The organism is Dietzia sp. B44, from assembly GCF_014145245.1.
GTDB lineage: Bacteria > Actinomycetota > Actinomycetes > Mycobacteriales > Mycobacteriaceae > Dietzia > Dietzia natronolimnaea.
The window spans coordinates 5324-7241 of sequence record NZ_JAALEF010000056.1 but is presented as its reverse complement, the minus strand read 5'-3'; the positions used below and the strand labels follow the sequence as shown (position 1 = coordinate 7241).

Sequence of the window (1918 nt, the reverse complement as noted above, 5' to 3'; positions counted from 1 at the left end):
CATCGGCGGGGTGCCCGTGGTGGGCGACTCGCTGGCCGGAGCCGTCAACACGGACTCGGCGACCGACGCCGTGGAGGGCTCGCTGGGCGAGGAGCGGCTCGGCTCGATCACCGGGTCCTCGGTGTCGCCCGAGGGTTCGCCGGAGACCGCTCCGGTGAACTGAGCCGGATCAGCGTTGCCCGCGCCCGAAGGCGTGCGGCTCGACCGGTCGCTGCGCGCTGGGGAGCCCGGCCACCACGAGTCGGTAGGACTCCGTGACCAACTCCTCGACCACGTCGGGGCCGAGGCTCCCCCCGGGGTGCAGTGAGATCCAGTGCCTCTTGTCCATGTGGTAGCCGGGGGTGATGTCGGCGTGCGCGTCACGGAGGGCGAGGCCGTCCGAGGGTGATGCCTTGATCACCACGAGGGGCTCGTCGTCGACAACGGTGTGGATCATGAACACCTTGCCGCGGACCTTGTAGACGTCGACGTCCGGCCCGAACGGGAACTCCAGGGTCGACGCCGGTAGTTCGCGTGCCCGCATCGCCGCACATTTCTGGAGTTCCCGCCCGTTCATCCCAGTGACGCTACGACACGCTGCGGGCTCCGTCATCGAGAAGAGCGTTCCGCACACCTGCTTCTCGGCCGACGTGTTCGGAACGCTCTTCGCGACCCGCGCGACCCGCGGGGTCGGTCGGGCTCGATGCGAGGGGATTGGCGAGGGTGCCCGCGAACTGCAGCGATCCCGCCTGATCGGTCAGATCCACCATCTGCCGGGTGTCGCGCAACTGCAGGCGGTTGAGGCACGAGTGTTTGAACCGCGGCGCGAACAGCGCCTGCCAGGTCGCCTCGTCGACCTCAGTCCGGTCGACGTCGATGTCGATGTCGCCGTCGCCGTCGCCGTCGCCGGCCAGCGCCAGCAGGCACCGGCGGGTCTCGTCCCAGAACTCCGTTGCCGGCAGGACCCCGGACTCGTCGAGGATCGCGGCGAGGTGACGCAGTACCCCGTCCATCACGTCGGTGTGGATGCTCAACGCGGCCGTCTCGGCGTCCACGAGGTGCCGGATCCGCTCGATCCCCTCGGGCAGCGGTCGGTCGGTCACCACGGCCACCTCCTCGCCGATGTCCTTGAACAGCACCCGGCGCGGCAGGTTGTCCGGGCCGATCACCACGATCACGTTCTCACCGTGGGGCATGAACACCAACCCGTGCGCGAGCAGACAGCGGGCCACCGGCAGAACGTAGGCGTCGAGCAGCGCGCGGAGCCACGTGCGGGCGTCCGCCCCTGACCGCTCCAGGTGTTCGACGACGAGGGGGCACCCGTGGAGGTCGACGTGCAGTAGTGAGGCCAGCGTGAAGGCCCGCTCGCCCTCCGCCAGTCGCGGCACCGGGCTCTCACGCCACAGGGCGGCGATCATCTTGGTGTGCGGCCCCTCGTCCGAGACGCCGGACTCCGCTGCGCGGTGGTAGGCGTCGCCTGTGTACCCCACGGCGGCGACCTCGCGCAGGACTCCGAAGTCGAGTGCCCGGAGCACGGGATCCCCGGCCACCAGACCGGCCACCCAGTCGTTGACCGCCGGGGTGTCACGCATGTACCGAGGAGACAGTCCGCGGGTGAAGCCCATGTTCTGCACCGCCAGTGCCGTCTTGACGTACCCGCGCTCGGGACGGGTCACGTCGAAGAACGTGCGTACGGACTGCTGCGGGCGGTACTCACTGCGGGACTCGCCCAGGTGGATGAGGTCGCGGCGGGCCAGGTCGGGGCCGAACGCCACGGCGATCTTGTGCTCCCACTGCCACGGGTGGACGGGAATGAGGCGGTACCCGTCCGGATCGAGGCCCAGCTCCCGAAGTCGTGTGTCGCACCGGTCGAGGTCGTCACCGTCGAACTCCCGACGGTAGTGCTCGTTCTCCTCCAGTCCGGTCACGGTGGCGAGGT

Annotated in this window: 2 protein-coding genes; both read right to left on the bottom strand. The window is 69.7% G+C overall.

Annotated elements, in window-relative coordinates:
- Nucleotides 1-169: 169 nt before the first annotated feature.
- A complete protein-coding gene (locus tag G6017_RS02370; RefSeq protein WP_179525103.1) occupies nt 170-556 on the bottom strand; it encodes an MmcQ/YjbR family DNA-binding protein in 387 nt (128 codons plus the stop codon).
- A gap of 10 nt (nt 557-566) precedes the next feature.
- A partial coding sequence (locus tag G6017_RS16655) for an IucA/IucC family protein (RefSeq protein ID WP_241731335.1) occupies nt 567-1918 on the bottom strand: 1352 nt, incomplete at its 5' end.

Excerpts from the sequence above, each read along its gene's own strand:
- G6017_RS02370 (WP_179525103.1), bottom strand. The coding sequence starts at position 556 with ATGAACGGGCGGGAACTCCAGAAATGTGCGGCGATGCGGGCACGCGAA.